We start from the raw sequence: 17,692 nt of genomic DNA, 5'->3' as shown, positions 1-17,692 counted from the left end.
AGGCCAATATTAACATAAAAAAGGAGGGTTAAAGCCCTCCTTACTTGTTTTATAATGATATTAATCAAGCCATTTCATAAAGAGCTGCATTCAATTGCAGGGGTCTTTCACAAGCACATGATGAGTCGTCAAAATCATTTTCGGCATGACTTTTTAGCTCATTAATACTATCGTATACACGCACGCGATCAATCATTCTCCGTTCAGCTTCATTCAAATTGGCAAATAATAAATCTATAATAATGTCCATTTTATCATAACAATCAATCATTGCCATAGAAGGTGCACTGACTCCTAGTATAAAAGAGTCGCTGACCAAACCTCCATATGCAGGAGCCAACCCTATTGCATCAACTAGCAGGCCTTTACTCTTTTCATTTAAGAATAAAGTCTTTAATTTATTTACCAATGCTGTTGTATCCATGACATAAATGTTTTTACTGATGTTAAAAATCTTCTTGATGTTTGTTGCTTACATCCAAAATCATACCGCCTTTGTTCGGTCCATCCAGAAACTATAGACCATAGTTTAGCAAAACTTGCATCTGTACTTTTTAGGTCTTCTAATTCCTGATGTAGACCAGATAATATAATTAAGTCACTTAGGTCATGTATTTGGAAAGTCTTTGCAATATTTTTTGTACTTGGATTTTTCTCAAACATCTCAATATTTAACCGTTTACAAATCACCGCTTTCAATCCAAATTCCACAGCATAACCAGATAGATAATAAGCACCTGCGTAAAACCTGTTTTCGTACAATAATTCAGCTTCGTTAAGGCGATCCTCTACCATTACTTTTAATTCTGCTGCCGTTGCCAATTATTAAGTCTGTTTGGTAGTCGAAACAAATTTAATACATATTAAGTTTACAGGCAATTTAATTAATTGAATTTTAGCAAGTTATGTATATGTTTAATCAGGAGAAAAAACAGCGGTAGGGCATTGGTGCCGTCGCAACAGATGATAATTCTAAGACAGTGCTCAAAAGAAAAGTTTCGGCAATCGGCTAATTATAATTATGAGTATTTCTTGACAGTCTATAACCACTTCTTGACTATAAACATTCCTGACCATAGTTTACAACTTCACCTGCTTTGCAAAGGCATCTTTGAGGCGTTGGTCGTGCGTTACGACGACGAGACTGGCCCCGATTTGCTCGGATTGATTCTTCAGAAGTTCGATTACTTTATCGCAATTGATGTCGTCGAGGCTGGAGGTAGGCTCATCGGCCAAAATGACCGCTGGGTTGTTCATCAACGCCCGGGCAATACTGACGCGTTGTTGCTCTCCCTGACTCAATTGATTGGTTTTTTTGGACAGATGATCGGCAAAACCCAATTGCTCCGCAAGCTGTTTTGCCCGCACTTTATCTTGCGGTTTTTGGGCTAAGTAACTCGAAAGAAGCACATTATCCATCACATTGAGCGAGCTAACAAAATGCGGACGTTGGTAGACAATACCGATTTGACTTGCGCGTACAGCCGCCGCTTCGGCTACCGAAAGGGGCGTAATATCTTGATTGTTGATAAAAACTTGACCGCCTTCGGGACGCAACAACAAGGCCATTAAATGCAACAACGTCGTTTTTCCCTTGCCCGATTGGCCCAAAATCAAGAGCGCTTCGCGGTCGTTACAAACAATATCAGGAAAAGAAAAATGCTTTTGGGGGGAATACGAAAACGTAAGGTTGTGGCAAGCAATCATCGGGCGCGGTATGTAAGAGTTTCTGCGGTTCGGTTATTAAATACAAAGAAACTTAGAAACGCAGAAACTCCCAACTAAAATGAAGAAAGAGCGATTATTGCCCAAAACGTCGTTTTACAATTTCTAACAATTCGCCCACGGTATCACCCGTCATGTCCCATAGATGCTGAGAGGCAAATTTGTAGGTAATCAGGCCACGGGCGGTTTGAAAATCAGGTGCTTGTTCCAATTCGGTAATGGCATTTTCGTAGGCGCTGTTGCTTCCCCCAAACAATTGGTGAATAAACATAAATTTCTGGTGAAGCGGTATATTTTGCGAAATGCTCGCAATCGGCTGCTTTTGATAGTTGCTTGAAATCGACGCTTGCTCGGTTCTGAAACGCTCGTTTAGCGACTCCTTGGCGGCGTTGCCATTTCCACCCACGGTTTCGTGGAGGGTCGGAGGCATGGGAGGCGCGGCGGGGGGCGTAAAAGCGGGTACGGGAGGAACGTAGACATCCACAGGACGCAGAGGTTCTGGCTCGCTCAATTTGACGGGATTGGCCACTGGCTCCTCTACCAGTGTATCAAAAAACGATTGGTCGGCCTGCGGCTCTCCTGGAATCACAATCGACTCAGGACGATTCGTCTTCTTCAACAGCGACGAAGCATCCAACGCGGCCTTTTCCGAAAAAACCGCCACCCATTGGTCGATAGAATCTAGTTCGGCGGTGCGTTGCGCAATGGCTTGCTCCGACCATTCAATGGCCTGATTGACGTACACAAACGCCCGGTCGGCCATTGCTTCGGCGATGGACTGCGGCACAAATTTATTGAATCGAATGTACTTACGCAGTTGCTGAATTGTATCGGCGGTGACGGTAAAATTGGGCTGATTGCGAAAAATTTCGTTGAAATAACTGTTGGGGTCAATCAAGAGCACCAACGTATCTTTGGTGGCTTCCACCAAAACAGGCTCAAGCTGCTCTCTTTTTACCGAAATCTTGCGCGACACCACATTCATAAACTGCTTGAGCGCTTCTTTTACCTCGCTGCTTTCAAAGTCAAAAAATGGGCTTTTGAACGCTTCTGCATCGGCTTTCCATTTATCGTATAAACTACTGATAATAAACAAATTCACTTGTGGAATTGCCGTTAAGTTCAGGATGTGCTGACCTGATGCGACAGAATTATGCGCAAAAAAATCGTCGCAAACTTTATGGGCAAACTGCTGACTATAGTCATTGAGGGCCGAAACATTAAACTTGTGAAGCATCCTAAAAATCGTTTGTTTTGTAAAAGTAGTTTTTCAAAGCCGGTTTCTGCTATCCATTATTCGAAAATTTTTCGATAAAAATAAAACAAATAACGGTTCAAGTATCACGGCTATTATTTATCGTAATGTTCATCGAACCCAATCACAATACTAAACATTCGCAGCCTCGCATTGGGTGGGTGGAGGTCGTTTGCGGCTCTATGTTTTCGGGAAAAACCGAAGAACTCATTCGTCGGCTCAACCGGGCAAAGATAGCGCGTCAAAAAGTGGAAATCTTTAAACCCGCCATTGATAAACGTTACCACGACCTCGACATTGTTTCTCACAACGAAAATTCGATTCGTTCGACTCCCGTCAACACCTCCGAGGAGATTTTACTCTTCGCCGGTGATTGCGACGTGGTGGGCATCGACGAAGCGCAATTTTTAGACAACAATCTCGTGGATGTCTGCAACAAACTTGCCGGCAGCGGCAAACGCGTCATTGTGGCGGGCTTAGACATGGATTTTGCGGGCAAGCCTTTCGGTCCTATGCCGCTGTTGATGTCTATTGCCGAGTACGTTACCAAAGTCCACGCGGTATGTGTTGTCTGTGGAGAAGTAGCGCAATATTCATACCGAAAAGTGACTTCTCAAGATAAAATTCTTTTGGGCGAAACCGATTCCTACGAAGCGCGCTGCCGGAGATGTTATACGATGGGGGAATTGGCGTGATTATTGCCACAAAAATCTTCATTAACTAAGTTGAACTGATGCGTCTTTCATTCTACACCCTACTTTTTTTTGCTGTTTTTCAGTGGCTCACTTCAACCTCCGCACAGGCGCAGGGCTACTTGCTGCTTTCGGGAAAAGTCATTGATCAATCGACCCAAAAGCCCATTTCGCACGCGTACGTGGGCATGATGAGCAAAAGTACTGGCACACTGACCAACGAGGATGGCCATTTTTTTTATCGTTTCCCACGCATTGCCATCGACTCTGTGGTGGTGGTAGCCGTGATTGGTTACAAACCTTTTCGACAAAAAGCCTCGGCCTATACCCTGAACCAAAAAGACGTAGTGATAGAACTCGAACCCGCCACCCCACGGCTCGTTGATAGTTCTTTCATCAAGACTTTTGAAGCACGAAATCTGGTGTCGGACGCGTTGGGAAAAATAAAGAAAAACAATCCAGAAACGCCTTATTTACTCAATGGGTTTTACCGCGAATCTCTCCAACAAAACGGCGAATACGTCGACATTCGGGAGGCGGTGCTGCAATCTGAAAAAGACCCTCGCCCCAAGATTTTGGTTCCAGAGAAAGTAAAAGCCCTGAGAGGACGCCAGTTTTTAAGCGATAATCGTTCAAAAACGCTCGAAGGATATTCATTCCCCAACGGTGCCACGATTGTGACGCATTCGATTGACGTGGGCATTCCCGAATACCTCGACGGCAAAAACCTGTACGATTATGTGTACGAACTGGATGACACCATCGCCTATTATCTCGATAAGCAGGTATACCGGGTACTTTTTCGACCCGTTAGCGCAGGCATCAAAGCAGCTCGTACGGGCAGCATCAGTATCAACGCCGCCGATTCGGCCATCATTCAAATTGAATATGATTTTACGGCCGAAGGCGTTAAAGACATACTCAAAACGAGCACATCTGATAAGGTTTTCGGCAAAACCAAGCGCGAAGCCAAACGCGTCTATACCTGCATCAATTACAAGCCTTTTGCGGGAAAATGGTATTTGCAAGATTACAGAATGCTACTGGATACGCAGTTTGAACAGAATAAAGTCCAAACATTGGGAAGCATAAAACTACAATTTGTCACCACCGAAATTCAGAAAAGCAACGGTATGCGTATTCCTGAAACGGACGTATTGATTGATACCGAAAACTTTTCTCCGCAGGTCATTCCTAAATATGATGAGGTATTCTGGGGAAACTTCAATTTCATCATTCCCTCCGACGCCATGCGGCAGATCGTGAATACGCTGGCGAAGTAGGGCTTAATGTTTAATAATTCGTAACAGCGACTCCAATTCACCCTGTTCAAGGTCAGCTTTTCTGGATTTATCATAGATAGTGAGCAAATACACATTTTCGTGTGCAATATGTACGTGAGTGATTACACGTGCCCCACCACTCTTTCTTTTTCCTTTAGAAGAAATTTTTAAACGTACCTTATAGCATAAATTTCCTAAAGCATCGCCTTGTATAGGGTCTTCTTCTAAGTTTTTCGATAAGTTGTAATAAATCAATTTTAAGTGAAGGATATTTCTTTGCCAAGCGCTTGGCTTCTTTTTAAAATTTTTCGGTAAGGGAAATCTTATAGCTCATCAATAAAGTCCCTCGCCGATTTAAGTTTAACTTTCCCTTCCTTAGCCAGATTTACTTCTTCAATAGCCTCCCGAAGGTCTTGCAAAAGTTGTTCTTTACTTGGTTCATCATGCTCCTGAAGAAGAGTAACAAGTCGCAAACGATCTGATTTGGGAAGTTGACGAGTCAGCTCCGCCACTTGATTAAATGTCAGCGTGATATTGGTAGTGAGATGAGCAACCGTTTTCATTTAGGTACTTTTTTTGAAAAGATAACGAAAGTAACTAAATTTTTGTTCGTCCCTTTCATTCTGACCAACTTTTCGCCAAAGTCTGTGTCTCCATAGACCTTGGATTTGGGGACTGTCACGTATTCTAAAGTTCATAAAGACTTGCAACAAATGCGCAAAAATCCCTTACTTTAGGCTGTCAAATATGGCTGATTTTCAAAGTACTTTTGAAGTGTTCAGGTGTTCTCCTGAACGAAAATTTACCGTTTCTTATGCACAAAACCTTACTCCAATCTCTAACTATCTTTCTTTTTGCCTGGGGGGCAATGCTGTACAATGCCCAAGCCCAAAGCAGCCCATTCATTACCCGTTGGGATTTATCAAAAACAGGTGGGGCCGCTACGACATTGACATTTGGCGTAGCCACGGCCGGTACAGTAAGTTATACTTGGCAACAGGTGGGTGGCGCTGCCTCCGGCAGTGGTACTTTTAGCGGAAGTACGCTCACCATCACGAACTTACCTGCCAATGGCATCATAGACGTGAGCATTGGCCCGGCCAATTTTCAAAGAATCATCATTAACAACAGTACAGACAGCCAACGCCTCACTGAAATAAAACAGTGGGGTACTGTGGATTGGACCGGTATGCAAAATGCTTTTTACGGCTGCTCCAATATGACACTCACAGCTACTGACACGCCCAACTTTGCCGCCGTTACTAATATGAGTTATATGTTTGCTGACTGTAGTTCTTTTAACCAATCGGTGAGCAATTTTAATACCGCCGCTGTTACCGATATGAGTTATATGTTTTTTCGTTGTGGTTCCTTTAACCAATCGATGAGTAATTTTAATACCGACAAGGTTACCAATATGAGTCATATGTTTAATGGTTGTAAAGCCTTTGGCCATTCTGTCAGCAATTTTAATACCGCAGCCGTTACCGATATGAGTATGATGTTTTCTGAGTGTAGTGTTTTTAACCAATCCGTCAGCAATTTTAATACCTCAGCCGTTACCAATATGGGCTTTATGTTTTCGGGTTGTAGCGCCTTTAACCAATCGGTGAGCAATTTTAATACCGCATCCGTTACCAATATGAGTGGTATGTTTCATGGTTGTAGCGCCTTTAACCAATCGGTGAGCAATTTCAATACCGAAAAAGTTACCAATATGATTTTTATGTTTTCTGGTTGTAGTTCCTTTAACCAATCGGTGAGCAATTTTAATACCGCATCCGTTACAAATATAAGTTTTATGTTTTCCGGTTGTAGCGCCTTTAACCAATCGGTGAGCAGTTTTAATACCGCATCCGTTACCAATATGAGAGATATGTTTTCCGGTTGTAGGGCCTTTAACCAATCGGTGAACAATTTTAATACGGCATCCGTAACCGATATGAGTTCTATGTTTTCCGGTTGTCGTGTCTTTAACCAATCGGTAAGCAGTTTTAATACCTCAGCCGTTACAAATATGGGGGGGTGTTTTTAACAGTTGTATTGCCTTTAATCAATCGGTAAGTAATTTCAATACCGAAAAAGTTACCGATATGAGTGGTATGTTTATTGGTTGCAGTTCATTTAACCAATCGATAAGCAATTTTAATACCGCAGCCGTTACCAATATGGGTAATATGTTTTATGATTGTAGTGGTTTTAACCAATCGGTAAGCAATTTCAATACCGCTGCCGTTACCAATATGAGTGGTATGTTTGTTCGTTGCAGTGCTTTTAACCAATCGGTAAGCAATTTCAATACCGAAAAAGTTAGCAATATGGATAATATGTTTTATGGTTGTCGTGCTTTTAACCAATCGGTAAGCAATTTTAATATCGTAGCTGTTACTAATATGAGCAATATGTTTGTTGGTTGTAGTACGTTTAACCAAAATTTGGCTTCTTGGGGCAGCCAACTCAATGCCAATGTTGATATAACAGACTTTTTGAATAACTGCGGCATGAGCATAGCCAACTACGATGCTACCCTCACAGCTTTTGCGACAGGCTCGGTAACAGGCAGAAGTATGGGAGCAGTAAACCTTAAATATTGCAGTGCGGAAACTGCCCGCATCCTACTTACTACCCCTACCGCTTCGGGTGGCAAGGGTTGGATTATTATCGGGGACTCAGAAAGTTGCTCTCACTAAAATTTCTCAGTAATGCGTAGTGTTTAAAAGAACCCTGCGTACTCTCCATAAATAGCCCGCACCGGCGGTCGGGGTCTGTGACGGCCTACCAAGTTGAACCAGCCAAAAAGTATCCGTACATCAGTAACTGCGTCGGCAGTCCGATTTATTTCTACTTCGCCAGGGTCTGTCTCACCACAGACATTTTGACGTAAGTTCTGTAGAGACACAGACCTTGGATTTAGGGCTGCAAAATTTTGCGGCCCTTTCCTGTTTAAAATCTTTATTTTTAGGGGCAATTAAACTTCATCCAATGAAACTAAACCTTTTACCCCTGTTTTGCCTTGTGGGAGCAATGGCCTTTGCCCAAACGCCCAGCATTCAGCAATCCATTTCGATGAAAAGCGTGGGCAGTCCAAAAATCTCTCCCGATGGCCGTTGGGTGGCGTATACCGTTACGGAAACCAATTGGGAAGAGAATGCCTACGAGACCGAAATCTGGCTGGCCAACACCGCTACCGGCGAGAAATACCCGCTTACCAACTCCAAAAAATCAAACAGTAGCCCCGTCTGGTCGCCCGATGGCAAAACGCTGGCCTTTCTCTCCACCCGCGACGATAAAAGCCAAATTTACGTCATCCATCCGCAGGGCGGAGAGGCCAAAGCACTCACCAAATTTGAAACAGGCGTATCGTATTTTGACTTTTCGCCCAACGGAAAATCCATTGTGTTTGCCACCACCGTTCCCGATTCCAAAGCGTTTAAAGAACGCGTAGAAAAATACAGCGATTACGAAGTGGTGCAGCAGGATTACAAAATGACGCATCTCTACATCCTACCCGTTTCGGACACCGCCACCAAGCTCCCCACGCCCAAAGCACTGACGAAAGGAACGGACTTTTCGGTAGGCAGTTTTTCTTTTTCCCCCGACGGCACAAAAATCGCGTTTGATGCCACCAAAAATCCTGACTTGATTAACAGCCATACGGCTGATATTTATGCACTTACGTTGGCCGATACCACTACCCGGAAGATTGTTTCCATGAAAGGCCCCGACAATAACCCCGTTTGGTCGCCCGACGGCCAGCAGATTGCATTCGTAACGGCCAACGAAGATGAATTCTTTTTTTATGCCAATCGCCTCATTGCGAGCGTTCCGAGCGAAGGAGGAACCCCGACTGTTTTAAGTCAGAGTTTTGATGAAAACGCGGGGTTATTAGATTGGTCGACCGAAGGGATTTGGTTCAGCGGACTGCAGAAAACAACTTCCCATTTATTTTTACTGAATCCGTCTACTAAGAAGTTTACCAAAATCACGCAACCTGATAATATCATTGCCAACCAGTTTTCGTTCACCAAAGACTTCAAACAAACCGCTTTTGTGATGGCTTCGCCCAATCAAATGGGCGAGATTGCCGTTTCTGCTATCCCCTCTTTTGCCCCCAAAATTCTGACGCAAATGGGTGACCAACTCAAACCCTACAAAACGGCCACCCGCGAAGTAGTCAGTTGGAAATCGCGCGACGGAGCCACCATTGAAGGCGTGTTAATCAAACCAGCCAATTATGATCCGGCCAAAAAATACCCGCTGCTGGTGGTGATCCACGGCGGCCCGACGGGCATTGACATGCCGAGCATTACAGCCGACCGCTACTACCCCATCGAACTGTTCGCGGCCAAAGGGGCACTGGTGCTGCGGCCCAATTACCGTGGCTCGGCGGGCTATGGTAAGGCATTCAGAGCCTTAAATGTTCGCAATCTGGGCGTAGGCGATTACGACGATGTCATTTCGGGCGTCGATTTTCTGATCGGAAAAGGCATGGTCGACAAGGAAAAAGTTGGGGCCATGGGCTGGAGTCAGGGCGGGTATATTTCGGCGTTCATTACTACGTTCAGCGACCGTTTCAAGGCTACGTCGGTCGGGGCAGGAATTTCCAACTGGGCTACCTATTACCAAAATACGGACATTACGCCTTTTACTCGGCAATACCTCAAAGGTACCCCGTGGAATGACCCGGAAATCTATAAAAAGACCTCTCCGATTTCGTACATCAAGACCGCAAAAACACCTACCCTTATCCAACACGGTGAACTGGACCGGCGCGTGCCGATTGCCAATGCCTACGAGTTGAGACTGGCGTTGGAAGACAACAACGTACCCGTCAAAATGGTGGTTTACAAAGGCTTTGGCCACGGCATCACCAAACCCAAACAAATGCGGCAGGTCATGGAAGAAAACCTGCAATGGTTTGGCAAATGGGTCTTTGGCGAAGATGTTAACCGTTAATTGTTATCAGTTATCAGTTATCAGTTATCAGTTATCAGTTATCAGTTATCAGTTATCAGTTATCAGTTATCAGTTATCAGTTAGACTTGCCAAGTTTGAAAACTTGGCAAGTCTGTGTTTGAAACCCATAACCTATCCTTTATCAATGAAAAAACAACTTCTACCCTTCTGCCTTTTTGTACTCTCCTTTACCGCTGTTGCCCAGCCCAAGGCTGACTTGGAAAGCATTGTCCAAAAGCACGTCAAAAATTATTACGGCGACCTGTATGATTTTATGGTTTTGCCGAGCAATGCGCACATCAAAGAGCAGATTCAGCCCAACTTAGATTGGCTAAAAAAAGCCTTTGACAAACGCGGCTTCAGCACCGAAGCACTTCCAACGGGCGGGCACCCTGTGTTTTTTGCCGAAAAGAAACCCGCTACACCAACCACTGGATCGCTCAAAACATTGTTGTTTTATATGCACTTTGACGGACAACCCGTGGAGCCCGAAAAATGGCAACAGGAATCTCCCTACAAGCCCGTCCTTAAAAAACGCGGAGCCAACGGCCAATGGGAAAAGATAGACTGGAACAACCTACAAACGGGCTACGATCCCGAATGGCGCATCTTTGCCCGGGCTGTTTCGGACGACAAAGGACCGATTTTGATGTTGCTGGCTGCGTTGGACATGATGCAAAAAGAAAACATCAACTCTCCCTACCACATCAAGGTAATCTTAGACAGTGAGGAAGAAATCGGTGCGCCACACCTGGCCGAAACCGTAAAGAAATACAAAGACAAGCTCGCCGCCGATTTTCTGATGGTAATGGATGGCGGACGGCACCTTTCTAACGAGCCTACGCTTACGTACGGCTGTCGAGGCATTGCCACCATTACGCTGACCACTTATGGGCCAAAAACACCACAACACAGCGGCCATTACGGAAATTATGCCCCTAACCCCGCGTTGCGCATGGCACAATTGCTGGCCTCCATGAAAGACGAAGACGGCCGCGTGACGATTCCAGGCTATTATGACGGCATCAGCATCGACGCCGACGCCCGCAAAATTCTGGCGGCAGTTCCCGACAGTCCCGAAAACATTAGGCAAAAACTAGGCTTTGCTGCGCCCGATAAGGTAGGTGCCAATTATCAGGAAGCCTTGCAATACCCTTCTCTCAACATTCGAGGGTTGGTTTGTGCCAACATCGGCGAAAAAGCCAACACCATCGTACCAGAAGAGGCTATTGCTGAAATAGACCTGCGACTGGTTCCCGAAACCGACCCCGACCGCTTGGTTTCGTTGATAAAAAAACACATTGAAGGAAAAGGTTACGTTATTTTTAACCGTAAACCCACCGATGAAGAACGCCTCAAATACCCTAAAATCGTCACCCTTACCGAACGGGAATCCAGAATGCTGCCTTTCCGGACCGATTTCGGCATTTACCCCGACCGCTGGCTGACGGCCGCCATGATGCGCACCTTTGGCAAAGAGCCCATCAAAATACGCATGACGGGCGGCTCCGTGCCGATTGTGCCGTTTTTAAGAGAGTTGAATTTGCCCGCTATTCACGTGCCGATGGTCAACATGGACAACAATCAACACGCGGCCAATGAAAATTTGCGACTAGGCAATTATGTAGAAGGAATAAAAACGTGGATGGCGATTTTGACGCAGGAGCAAGTAAAATAAACAGACTAAGCGTCGGACGGTTTTGAACGGGAGTGCCTAGCTCATCTGATGCTTAGCTTAGTCTCTGCCTAAATGCAACGCCGCTTTGGCGCGATCGTAGAAACCTGTGCTTTTGAAGGTAAAGGTTTTGTGAAGGATGTAATTGCTGACAAAACTCAGGCCCATTCCCACCAGCGTAGAAGATGCCTCGGTGACGTTGACATCCTTGTATTTTTCGGGAATGATACCGTAGGGGATTTTATAAATATAATCGTTGGGATCTGATGAGTGCAGAATTTTGAGCGTTAAAGCCGCAAAACCAACCGTAATTCCAAAAGAAATACAGGCGACAATACCAAATTTCACCATCTCACGGCGGGTTTTATTGGTATTGCGGGCATCAAAAGCAAACATTTTGGTGAGTACAAAGCCCACAACAAACGAGACGATGTAGCCCAACGATACTGACGTAAAAAAATCAACGTAGTTGCGAAAAAAACTGCCTGCTACAAATTGTACCGCCGCGCCAGTGCCTGCAATCAAAAAATATACGATGAGGTCTTTAAAATTGAATAGTGTTGATTTCTTCTTCACAAGCATAAAATAAGGCCACTTTCATCAAACAAATGGCATGAAACAGCGGATATGAAGGCACAAAATAAACGCATTTCGAATACGGTCGCAAAAAACCTTCTCCTTTTTTATCTATCGGTCTTTGGTATATCTGTTTTTTTTGGAATAAAAATCATAAAAAGGAAAACAGTTTCCGACAATTCGGTGCAAAAGCACTCAAAGCCGAAAACTGTTCTTTTAAGAATTTGCTAGACGTTTATTTTTTTCTAGACGGTGTAGGAGTGACAGGACCCACGGGTTGTCCTACCCTCACTGGAGACCGTACCGCCTTGGGTGTTTGAGTACCAACGCGCGGTGCAGGCTCGGCTGGCGGCGGCGGTGGTGATACCTTGCGGGGCACTCTTGCTCTCGCTGGCTCAACGGGTGGCGGCGGCGGCGGATAGGCACGACTCATTTCTACAGCGTGAAAGTCTATTTCGCGTGAATACTTCTCGTTGAGTTCTTCCAATTCCCGCATTTGATTTTCCAGTTCCTCCACGGGTTTGCGAACCGTTTTTAGTTGGAGCCGCAACTCTCCCAGTTGTTGATTCAACTGCTGCATCTGTGTTTCGCGCTGCTTGATTTGGTTTTCCAACTCGTCGATTTCCTTTTCAACTTCGGCCGCTGATTTTTTTACTTTTTGCCCTTCTTGGTACATCACCTTATTTCGTTTTTCGAGCACTTGGTTTCGTTCATCGGCAGCCTTGTTCTTTTTCCATTCCAACACCTCCATTTTCCGTTCCAACTCGCTGGTTTTGAATTCATGCTGCTCCATCTCCAACCGAAGGGCTTCCATTTTTTGGTGTTGAGGCTCCATCAATCGGTTGAGGCTGTCCATTCTTCGGTGATGATACTGCATTTTACGTTCATCAATGGTATCAGAAAAAGCAACCGCAATGGCGTCAACAATGGGTTGAGCATCAGCCAATGCCTGTTCAGATATGGCATCCAATTGGTCATCTGTAATACTTATATTTTCAAAATCGATGTGAGAAAGTCCGTTTGCCAAGGCCGCCATTCCTTGATGAAGTCCAGTTTCTACATCGGTAAGACGAGCTAAAATGGCTTTTTGTTCCGCATTTTTGATATTTTCAAGCGTTATCTCTCCATTGTCAAGCTTCTCTTTTAATTTCTGCAATTCAACCACTTCCTTCGCGGCTAATGGGCGTTGTTTCCACGTCACTTTTGTGAGTTTTCCATTTTCATCCAATTCAATTTTTGCGTCTTTGGATGTATGGCTGATATTCTTGGTTTTGGGTGCCTTAGGCTTATCTTGCGGTTGAAACGCATACACCGACACCCCAAATACCAACAGTACGAGCAATACCAACGCATTGGGGTTCATTCTCCGGTGCGGTTTTTCGGGAACCCCCAGTACCCTGCGCACACGTTGCAACATCACCCCTCTTTTGGACGCAAAGGCCATGGCCAACGCGGGCGACTGACGAAACGCCTCCACTTCGGCCAACGCCCGGGCAAAGGCCACCTTGTCGCCACAAACCTCAATCGCTACGTCGTCGCAGCAATGCTCACGCTCAATGCGCACCCGCGACGACACCCACCACAACGCGGGATGGAAGAAATAAACCACCTCAACCAACGATTGCAGGAGATTGACCAAATAGTCGTAACGCTTCACGTGGGCCAATTCATGCGCCAAAATCGCCTCAATTTGCTTAACACTCAATCCAGTCGCTAGCCCAACGGGAAGCAAAACGACGGGGCGAATAAAGCCAATGACCACGGGCGTGCTCACCCGTACCGACTCAAACAAGTGCACGGTTGAGCGAATGTTGAGTGCAGTGGCAATCCGCCGAAACATCTCTTGAATGCCCGATTCGGTCAGTCGAATCCCTTCAGCCTTCAGTTGTTGTACATACACCCAACTCCCAACCAGACGCAACAACAATACCGATGCACCAATGACCCAAAACAGCACGATGGTCTCCAGATGGCTCTGCAAAAACCACAAAGTCTGTTTGTACCAAGGCAAGGAAATCATCACTTGCGAGCCTTTTGCCATCAAAGGCTGCGCAAATTGGGTCACTTTAGGAAGAGACGCCTGCAATACCCGAGGTTGATAATACAACGCAAATGTGGTCACCGAGGCCGCTACTTGCAACGCAAGCGCACCAATACTCGTCCAATAACGACTATAACTTGCCTTCCGACGCAGCAAAAATAAGATTCCAGCAGCCACTAAAGCGATGGCAAATCCCTGCCAAACGGCGTGGAGGAGCATCCAGCCAAAGGCCTGAATGATGGGTTCTGAAGATAATGAGAAAAGTTTCATGGCTGTTTTTCGATTTGGTCTAAGAGTTTACGAATTTCGTCGAGTTCGGCAGGAGTAGCTTTGTGATTGCCCAAAGCGTGCATGACCAGTTTGCTGGCCGAGCCGCGAAAGGCCGTGTCGACAAAGCGTTCGAGTAAGGTCGATTGCGTTTCTTCTTCGCTGACATTGGCAGCGTACACGTGCGACCGTGCTTCTTCCAAACGCGTCAAAAGGCCTTTTTCGTGCATAATCTGCATCAGTTTAAGCGTAGTGGTGTAGCCCACATCTTTGTTTTGGGCGAGGCGCTCATTCACCTGCCGCACGGTGCAGGGACCTTCTTGCCAAAGCACCTGCAAAATTTCGAGTTCAGAATCGGTTGGTTTCATGGTTTTGTCATGCTGTTAAGCATTTATTTAATCTACGAATAATTTCGTAACAAACATATACGAAGACTTTCGTAATACCAAATTTTTTATACGAAATATTTCGTAGATAAAACTTAGCCAGTTTCTTAAACTTGCCAAGTTTGGGTTTTGCGGCTTTTTTGCCCAATTTTACAGTCCTAAAATAGCTAACCAGTTATTCGTTCATCGTTAGCTTTTACGACTAAAAAAATGACCACCACGATTGTTCCCCAACTCCAAGCTACGCAACAAGCGGCGGCCCAAGTGCGCCGTTTGACCAGTGAGCAAAAAACGGCCCTCCTGAATCGTTTGGCTGACATATTGATTGAAAACCAAGCCCATATCATGACTGAAAACCAAAAAGATATGGAGCGTATGCCAGACAAAGACCCAAAAAAAGACCGTTTATTTCTCAACGAAAAACGTATACAGGGCTTGGCCGACAGCCTGCGCGACGTGGCGCAATTGCCCGACCCATCGGGACAGGTGTTGTTTGAGCGGGAAATTGAACAGGGACTCAAACTCAAAAAAATAGCCGTGCCGCTCGGCGTGGTGGGAGCGATTTTTGAATCGCGCCCCAACGTAACCGTAGACGTAGCCGCGCTGTGCCTGCGCTCGGGCAACGCGTGCGTGCTCAAAGGCGGTAAAGAAGCCGATTTCTCCAATCGTTGTTTGGTGGGCCTGATTCACCAAGCATTGCAAGAAAACGGCATAGACACCAACGCGGTGATGTTGCTCCCAACCGACCGCCAATTTGTGATGGAATTGCTCACGGCTACGCGCTATGTTGATATTATCATTCCTCGTGGTTCAGAATCATTGATTCAGTTTGTGCGTAAAAACTCACTGATTCCCACCATCGAAACGGGCGCAGGGGTTTGTCATGGTTATGTAGAAACTACGGCCGATTTGACCAAAGCCCGCGACATTGTAGTTAATGCGCGTGTATCACGTCCGTCGGTTTGTAATTCGATGGATTGCGTGATTGTTGACAAAGCCATTGCGACTACTTTTTTGCCGATGCTCAAAGACGATTTTATCCAATGGAACGTCGAAGTATTTGCGGACGATGAGTCCTATCCTTTATTTGAGAAAATGCAATATCCCATGCTCCAACACGCTCAACCGCAGGATTTTGGGCGAGAATTTCTGGATTACAAAATAGCGGTAAAAATCGTAGATGGTCTGGATGAAGCCCTTTCGCACATTCAAAATTATTCATCACGCCACTCTGAGGCCATTGTTTCCCAAAATCAATCCGCCATTGACCGTTTTCTCAATGAAGTAGATGCCGCTGCCGTGTATGCCAATGCATCCACGCGCTTTACCGACGGTGGGGTGTTTGGACTCGGCGCTGAAATCGGTATTTCGACCCAAAAACTTCACGCCCGGGGCCCGTTTGCCTTAGAAAAATTGGTGACGGAGAAATGGGTGGTTGTGGGTGATGGACAGGTGCGGTGGTAAAGAATCCTGTTACTTTGTATATAACCTTACGTTAAACCCTAAAGCCCACATGAAACACCTTTTGTTGGTGGTTTCTTTTTTTTGTATGTCTGAAACCATTTTTGCCCAAAACAACCTATCACAGCGCCTTTTCGACGCGCACGAGATGTTCAAAGAAAAAAGCGTCGCCGAGCGCCGGGCTTTTAAGCATCGTCATTTGGTTCCCCTCATCGACAATGCCAAAGCCAACCCAAACTTTACCGTCACCGAAGCGGGTAAATCGTTTGAGGGTCGTTCAATCTTCCAATTAAAATACGGCAAGGGCGCCCCTCCCGTTTTGCTGTGGTCGCAGATGCACGGCGACGAAGCCACGGCCACGATGGCGATGCTGGATATTTTCAATTTTCTGAACGCAAGCGGCGATGGCTTTGACGATTTGCGAAAAAAACTTCAGGAAAAAAGTACGCTCTATTTCGTTCCGATGCTCAACCCCGACGGCGTGGAGCGTTGGCAACGCCGCACCGCGCAAGAAATTGACATGAACCGCGACGCGTTGCGGTTGCAATGCCCCGAATCAAAATTGCTCAAACATCTTCAGCAAACCCTTAAACCGGCGGTGGGTTTCAATCTCCACGACCAAAGCCCACGCTACAGCGTAGGTGAGTCGAAAGAAGTAGCCGCAATTTCGTTTTTGGCAACGGCCTACAACGAAGAGCGTACCATCAATTCTGTTCGTGAGCGCGCCATGCAGTTGATTGTGGGCATGAACCGTGAATTGCAGAAATTTGTCCCCAACCAGGTAGCTCGTTATTCGGATGAGTTTGAACCACGCGCCTTTGGCGACAACATCGCCAAGTGGGGCACCAGTTTGGTGTTGATTGAATCAGGCGGATACAAAAATGACCCCGAAAAGCAGTATCTGCGCAAAATGAATTTCGTCGCCATTTTGACCGCGCTGGAATCCATCGCTGATGGCACTTATGCCCGCGAAAATCGAAACGATTACGAGAAAATCCCGCAAAACGCGCGTAACCACTACGACCTCATCATTCGTAATGCCAAAACTGAATTAAACGGCCAAACCTACACCGTTGATGTGGCCATTAACCGCAACGAGGTCAACAACGCCGACGCCACCGCGTTCAGTTACCGCAGTAGCATCGAAGATTTTGGGGATTTGTCGGTCTTCTACGGCATTGATGAGCTCGACGCCCAAGGCGCTATGATCATCGACGCTAAAGGCAAGCCGCTCGTGTTAAGATTGGGTGATCGAGGCAATTTTGAGCTTCGTTCTGACAAGAAAAGCTGGAAAGTCGAAAGCGGATTTTTGAAAAGTTTATAGTTGTTTTAAAATGCAAAAAAATTGGTGCGGTGGATTTAAGCAACCCACCGC

At 45.7% G+C, this 17,692-nt stretch carries 17 protein-coding genes; 8 read left to right on the top strand and 9 right to left on the bottom strand.

Annotated features, from left to right (window positions below; translation table 11 throughout):
* Positions 1 to 64: 64 nt before the first annotated feature.
* The 4 genes from GVN20_RS18890 to GVN20_RS18875 form a co-directional block, all read right to left on the bottom strand.
* Positions 65 to 424, bottom strand: coding sequence for a hypothetical protein (locus GVN20_RS18890; RefSeq protein ID WP_166559843.1), 360 nt, complete (start codon positions 422 to 424; stop codon positions 65 to 67).
* On the bottom strand, positions 403 to 822 hold the full coding sequence (locus GVN20_RS18885) for a HEPN domain-containing protein (RefSeq protein WP_166559842.1): 420 nt from the start codon (positions 820 to 822) through the stop codon (positions 403 to 405). The genes GVN20_RS18890 and GVN20_RS18885 overlap by 22 nt, the downstream gene beginning before the upstream one ends.
* Positions 823 to 1,080: 258 nt before the next feature.
* Positions 1,081 to 1,707 carry an ABC transporter ATP-binding protein gene (locus tag GVN20_RS18880; RefSeq protein ID WP_166559841.1) on the bottom strand — a complete coding sequence of 209 codons (627 nt, stop codon included), beginning with the start codon at positions 1,705 to 1,707 and terminating at the stop codon, positions 1,081 to 1,083.
* A gap of 94 nt (positions 1,708 to 1,801) precedes the next feature.
* The gene (locus GVN20_RS18875; protein ID WP_166559840.1) at positions 1,802 to 2,962 is read right to left on the bottom strand and encodes a hypothetical protein; all 1,161 of its coding nucleotides are present in this window, start codon (positions 2,960 to 2,962) and stop codon (positions 1,802 to 1,804) included.
* Between the two features lie 125 nt (positions 2,963 to 3,087).
* Here GVN20_RS18875 and GVN20_RS18870 point away from each other — a divergent pair, with 125 nt between their 5' ends.
* Both GVN20_RS18870 and GVN20_RS18865 read left to right on the top strand, forming a co-directional pair.
* Positions 3,088 to 3,675 (top strand): thymidine kinase, encoded by a 588-nt coding sequence (locus tag GVN20_RS18870; RefSeq protein WP_166559839.1) that lies wholly within the window; start codon positions 3,088 to 3,090, stop codon positions 3,673 to 3,675.
* 38 nt (positions 3,676 to 3,713) lie between these two features.
* A complete protein-coding gene (locus tag GVN20_RS18865) occupies positions 3,714 to 4,955 on the top strand; it encodes a carboxypeptidase-like regulatory domain-containing protein (RefSeq protein WP_166559838.1) in 1,242 nt (413 codons plus the stop codon).
* Between the two features lie 3 nt (positions 4,956 to 4,958).
* Here the strand turns inward: GVN20_RS18865 and GVN20_RS18860 are convergent, their stop codons facing one another.
* Positions 4,959 to 5,210, bottom strand: a complete 252-nt coding sequence (locus GVN20_RS18860; RefSeq protein ID WP_310586831.1) for a type II toxin-antitoxin system RelE/ParE family toxin — start codon at positions 5,208 to 5,210, stop codon at positions 4,959 to 4,961.
* Positions 5,211 to 5,278: 68 nt separating this feature from the next.
* Positions 5,279 to 5,518: a hypothetical protein gene (locus GVN20_RS18855; RefSeq protein ID WP_166559837.1), complete on the bottom strand. Its 240-nt coding sequence runs from the start codon at positions 5,516 to 5,518 to the stop codon at positions 5,279 to 5,281.
* 251 nt (positions 5,519 to 5,769) lie between these two features.
* Between GVN20_RS18855 and GVN20_RS18850 the strand changes: the two genes are divergently transcribed.
* From GVN20_RS18850 to GVN20_RS18835, 4 genes are all read left to right on the top strand, one after another.
* The gene (locus tag GVN20_RS18850) at positions 5,770 to 6,990 is read left to right on the top strand and encodes a BspA family leucine-rich repeat surface protein (RefSeq protein ID WP_166559836.1); all 1,221 of its coding nucleotides are present in this window, start codon (positions 5,770 to 5,772) and stop codon (positions 6,988 to 6,990) included.
* Positions 6,953 to 7,645 carry a BspA family leucine-rich repeat surface protein gene (locus GVN20_RS18845; protein ID WP_310586832.1) on the top strand — a complete coding sequence of 231 codons (693 nt, stop codon included), beginning with the start codon at positions 6,953 to 6,955 and terminating at the stop codon, positions 7,643 to 7,645. The genes GVN20_RS18850 and GVN20_RS18845 overlap by 38 nt, the downstream gene beginning before the upstream one ends.
* A 292-nt stretch (positions 7,646 to 7,937) precedes the next feature.
* Positions 7,938 to 9,911 (top strand): S9 family peptidase, encoded by a 1,974-nt coding sequence (locus GVN20_RS18840; RefSeq protein WP_166559834.1) that lies wholly within the window; start codon positions 7,938 to 7,940, stop codon positions 9,909 to 9,911.
* Between the two features lie 145 nt (positions 9,912 to 10,056).
* Positions 10,057 to 11,589 carry a M20/M25/M40 family metallo-hydrolase gene (locus GVN20_RS18835; RefSeq protein ID WP_166559833.1) on the top strand — a complete coding sequence of 511 codons (1,533 nt, stop codon included), beginning with the start codon at positions 10,057 to 10,059 and terminating at the stop codon, positions 11,587 to 11,589.
* A gap of 57 nt (positions 11,590 to 11,646) precedes the next feature.
* On the opposite strand, the gene GVN20_RS18830 is transcribed toward GVN20_RS18835, so the two are convergent.
* The 3 genes from GVN20_RS18830 to GVN20_RS18820 form a co-directional block, all read right to left on the bottom strand.
* Positions 11,647 to 12,168, bottom strand: a complete 522-nt coding sequence (locus GVN20_RS18830; RefSeq protein ID WP_166559832.1) for a GtrA family protein — start codon at positions 12,166 to 12,168, stop codon at positions 11,647 to 11,649.
* A gap of 229 nt (positions 12,169 to 12,397) precedes the next feature.
* Entirely contained in the window at positions 12,398 to 14,473 is a 2,076-nt protein-coding gene (locus GVN20_RS18825) for a M56 family metallopeptidase (RefSeq protein ID WP_166559831.1), read from the bottom strand.
* A complete protein-coding gene (locus tag GVN20_RS18820; RefSeq protein WP_114067508.1) occupies positions 14,470 to 14,838 on the bottom strand; it encodes a BlaI/MecI/CopY family transcriptional regulator in 369 nt (122 codons plus the stop codon). Before GVN20_RS18820 ends, GVN20_RS18825 begins: the two co-directional genes overlap by 4 nt.
* Before the next feature lie 228 nt (positions 14,839 to 15,066).
* Between GVN20_RS18820 and GVN20_RS18815 the strand changes: the two genes are divergently transcribed.
* Together GVN20_RS18815 and GVN20_RS18810 are read left to right on the top strand one after the other, a co-directional pair.
* Positions 15,067 to 16,320, top strand: coding sequence for a glutamate-5-semialdehyde dehydrogenase (locus GVN20_RS18815; RefSeq protein WP_166559830.1), 1,254 nt, complete (start codon positions 15,067 to 15,069; stop codon positions 16,318 to 16,320).
* Positions 16,321 to 16,369: 49 nt separating this feature from the next.
* The gene (locus tag GVN20_RS18810; RefSeq protein ID WP_166559829.1) at positions 16,370 to 17,641 is read left to right on the top strand and encodes a M14 family zinc carboxypeptidase; all 1,272 of its coding nucleotides are present in this window, start codon (positions 16,370 to 16,372) and stop codon (positions 17,639 to 17,641) included.
* Positions 17,642 to 17,692 lie beyond the last annotated feature (51 nt).

Source organism: Runella sp. CRIBMP (assembly GCF_009905605.1).
GTDB lineage: Bacteria > Bacteroidota > Bacteroidia > Cytophagales > Spirosomataceae > Runella.
The sequence above is the reverse complement of the archived record's forward strand: the minus strand, read 5'-3'. Positions and strand labels throughout refer to the sequence as shown.